Below are 3623 nucleotides of genomic sequence, written 5' to 3' on the forward strand. Positions count from 1 at the left end.
TGGTAGTAAGTCTCAACATGCTCAGTATGTTGATAACCTTTTGCAGCGGGAGCAGGTTTAGCGGGAGTTTCAACTGCTTGTTTTGGGGCGGCTTGCAGCGTATTTGCTGTCAGTGCCAGTGTCGCCGTTCCACCAATGGTGGCAGTCAATTTGTGCAGAAATTCTCTGCGGCTATTTGATGGCTTTGCAGTCATGATTTCTCCGGATGAAATTCAGTGCATTGACAAGCAAGAGGTTGTCAGCGTCGACAACAAATTTGAGTGTTAATTATCGCGCAGACGACATGAGTGTTCAAGGATATTCGCCCACAAAATCAAACTATTTGTCATTGTTCGAGGCGTTGAAGTTCAGCTTCTGTAAAATGTTTACCCAATAATGCCACCCCGCCGTAAAAAGCAGCACTTTTGGCTTTCGCCAAGTCAGTAAAGAATTTGACTGCCCAGGGTCGTAAGTGCGTATTAAAAAAGGTTTTATCATCTATGATTGGCGTGCCGTTAGCTGTCAGAATCAAACGCATCACATCACACTCCCCGGCGATATGGTCTTCCGGCTCCGCTTTGTCCTGTTGCCGCTCAAGTCCGAGTTTGCCTAAATCTATGCGTAATTTTGCCAGTGGCTTTTCATTTAAAAAGCCGCTCTGATAATACGAGCCGTAAGGAATAACCTCACCTTGCGCCAGACCGATAAACAATAATTGATATTCATCCGCAATTTGTTCGGCATTGTATTTTCCGGCAGCTTCTACCAAAGCCTTCCAGCCCTGCCCCAGAGGACTTTCAGGATGAGTAACCTGCAGACTGACAATGTTATCCAGTAAATTCTGTTGTGGCGGGGCCGCCAGCAAATTAGCTAATAAGGCGTATGTTTGGGCACGCCATTGAGTTTCTTCAATATCTTCCACGCCTATCAACCTTTTTTGAACATTGCTTTTACACGACAGTCTTCACACATTTTCAATTGCTCCAAAGCAGCGCCCTGGAACATGTGGTGATCTTTTAATTTTTCGGTAATGGTATCGATCATTTTCTGTGTGGCAAATGGTTTTGCGCAACTGATGCAATGAAAAATCGCCTCTTCATGCAATACACGTTTTTGGCGTGCCTGATCCCGCTGATAAAGATAACGAGGTGACAGCGTGATGGCATTTTCCGGACAAGCCGTTTCACAAATACCGCATTGCACACATAAATCTTCTATAAAGTTGAGTTGCGGCTTGTCCACCCCATCAACCAAGGATCCCACCGGACAGACCGATACGCAGGACATACATAAAGTACAAGCCTGTTTATCAACCAGAATCTCACCAAATGGCGCGGGCTTTTCAAGTTTAATTTCTGCCTGTGGTGCCGGGGCATGTTCGTATAGATGGGATAAGGCCAGAGTACTGACCCGCCGTTTATTATCCATACCGGCAAAACGACCCGGAGCAGCAGCATCTGTTTTGGAAAGTTGTTTAAGATGAGTTTGTAATGCAGTGAAATCATTGCCCTGATGCCAGTGAATTGCAGCCGGATACCCCATACCGTTCAATAATTCATTGCTTAACTGCATTTGCTGCTGTAATTCCAGCCAGTCATGATCGTCGTGGGTCAGTGCATCCCAGACTGTAACACCACTGGCACCATAAGCTATGGCAGCCAACCAGAAAGGCATACTCAATGCACCAATTTCTTCAATCGAGAACGTAATCACATCATCAGTGAGTTCATGACCGCGCATTTCCAGCAAGGTTTGTGCATTGGATTCATCATGGATCAAAATATGCGGTGGCAGGCTTTCCAGTTCATCATATTGCTGCAGCATAGAGCGTAACCGTTCGAGACTGACATCCAGCGTCGGCAATGCGTAATTCATTGCCCCGGAAGGGCATACCGCCACACAGCTGCCACACCCCTGACATAAATTGGGATCCACTCTGACTTCATCACCAGCGTGGCTCACAGCCTCGGCCGGGCAGGCTTCAAGACATTGATTACAGCCATTAATACCACGTCGGGAATGGGCACAGATAGTCGGTTTGTATTGGAAATAGCGTGGTTTATCGAAAACACCAATCAAATCCGGTAACTGCTGTAAGGCTTCTGCCAATGCCTGTTGATTATCACCCGGTGCAAAATAGCCTAAAGGCGAAACTTTCTGTTTGAGAATTGACGAGTCACTCAAATCCAGAACCAAATCGAATCGTAACGTTTGACCAGAAATAATCGCATCAAACTCACCCAGCCAGCCGGTTAAACCAGTCAACTCACCTGCTAAAACCGAAACTTCTTCAGCACTGACAGTCGCAGCATCACTCACTAACGCAGTTATCGTTAATGTCTGACAATGTGGAGCTACGGCAGAAATCGCCTCGCTACTGCCGATAATTAACAATCTTCCACGGGATTCAAACTCAATCAATTGCACAGGATGAATTTCAATTCGACCTGCTTCCAAAACCACGTTATGCAATGGGTTAATCCTCCTCGTCGCGAGTATTTCGCGGTTTTGCATCTTCATCCTGTAAAGGATTTTCTGTTGAATCTGCTGTTGTTGACGGTTCAGCTGTTTCATCTGCTTCCAGCTGACGCTCCAGCATGCGCTTCATCTCATGCGTCACCACAGAGCCTAATCCGGCAAAAGCATGATAGTTATAGTCGTTTTCGTATTCTTCAAGGCCGTCAGTTTTATTAAAGCCCGGTTTACGAAATAAATCTCTTAAAGCCTGCTGCCTGGTTTCAGGATCCACGTCATCTCGTTGCCAGATGGGTAACTCAGCGGGATCTTTTGCTACTGCCGGTTCAGATGGCTCTACATCAGGTGAGTTCTCAACGGCGTGATTTGTCAGTACTTCAGACTGTTGTTTGCGGCGAGACCAGCGCGCCAGGAAATTTTCGGATGCTGATTTTTCTTTCATCTGGCACCTCCATCTTTATCTTTCCAGCGTTCACGTCGGCGTTTTTTAGGTGCTTCCGGGGCATAGTGGTAAAGTAGAAACCGTTCCAGCCAGACACATAATTCATCCGGCAATGGTGCTTCCAGTACCTGATCGCCAGCTTCCATATACGAAGCCGCCTCATCGAAATCCACGGTCAGTAAAACGGGTGATAACTGGTCATTTTCCAGGCGCCCGATAAAATAGATCTTGGCCTGTTCAGACATCAGGTTATGGTAGTAACTTTCACAATAATGCCGAAATAAACGCAGATGCAGATCGGAATAATAATGCAGCTCGCCTGATTCCTGCGCATTGGACAATTGCGTTTCGCTGAGGCCTGGCATCACACCGAGCAGAGACCAGGAATGACTGGCCCAGCGGTGCTGACTGGCTTTTTTCAGCAATACGGCAGTAACGGAAAAATGATCAGAAGGTAAATCCAGCATCTCTATCAGGCATTGTGATTTAATGCCAAACAGGATAACAAATAACCGAGCTTTTTACTCGGCTACTTCGACCGAACTGACTTTTTGTAATCCTCTCGGCAGCTTGTGACCGCGTTTTCCGCGCTCTCCTGCATAGTGTTGCAAATCAGCCGTTTTCAATGTCAGATGACGACGTCCGGCATGCAGCGTCAGGCTGTGATTTTCCGGGACCAATGTGACCGATTGCAACCACTCCTGCCCGCTGCTAAAGCGAGCCTGCG

The 3623-nt window shown here is 46.9% G+C and carries 6 protein-coding genes; all 6 read right to left on the bottom strand.

What is annotated here, in order from left to right; translation table 11 throughout:
- On the bottom strand, nucleotides 1-194 hold a 194-nt coding region (locus B3O33_RS02615), incomplete at its 3' end, for a Tat pathway signal protein (protein ID WP_292362871.1).
- Nucleotides 195-325: 131 nt separating this feature from the next.
- Entirely contained in the window at nucleotides 326-901 is a 576-nt protein-coding gene (locus B3O33_RS02620; RefSeq protein WP_292362136.1) for a TorD/DmsD family molecular chaperone, read from the bottom strand.
- A gap of 5 nt (nucleotides 902-906) precedes the next feature.
- Nucleotides 907-2493, bottom strand: coding sequence for a 4Fe-4S binding protein (locus B3O33_RS02625; protein WP_292362872.1), 1587 nt, complete (start codon nucleotides 2491-2493; stop codon nucleotides 907-909).
- Nucleotides 2456-2896 carry a DUF3306 domain-containing protein gene (locus B3O33_RS02630; RefSeq protein ID WP_292362135.1) on the bottom strand — a complete coding sequence of 147 codons (441 nt, stop codon included), beginning with the start codon at nucleotides 2894-2896 and terminating at the stop codon, nucleotides 2456-2458. The genes B3O33_RS02625 and B3O33_RS02630 overlap by 38 nt, the downstream gene beginning before the upstream one ends.
- Nucleotides 2893-3363: a DUF3305 domain-containing protein gene (locus B3O33_RS02635; protein ID WP_292362134.1), complete on the bottom strand. Its 471-nt coding sequence runs from the start codon at nucleotides 3361-3363 to the stop codon at nucleotides 2893-2895. Before B3O33_RS02635 ends, B3O33_RS02630 begins: the two co-directional genes overlap by 4 nt.
- 54 nt (nucleotides 3364-3417) lie before the next feature.
- Nucleotides 3418-3623, bottom strand: a 206-nt coding sequence (locus tag B3O33_RS02640; protein WP_292362873.1) for a hypothetical protein, incomplete at its 5' end; no start/stop codon positions are given.

It is taken from the genome of Methylophaga sp. UBA1464, assembly GCF_002325665.1.
GTDB lineage: Bacteria > Pseudomonadota > Gammaproteobacteria > Nitrosococcales > Methylophagaceae > Methylophaga.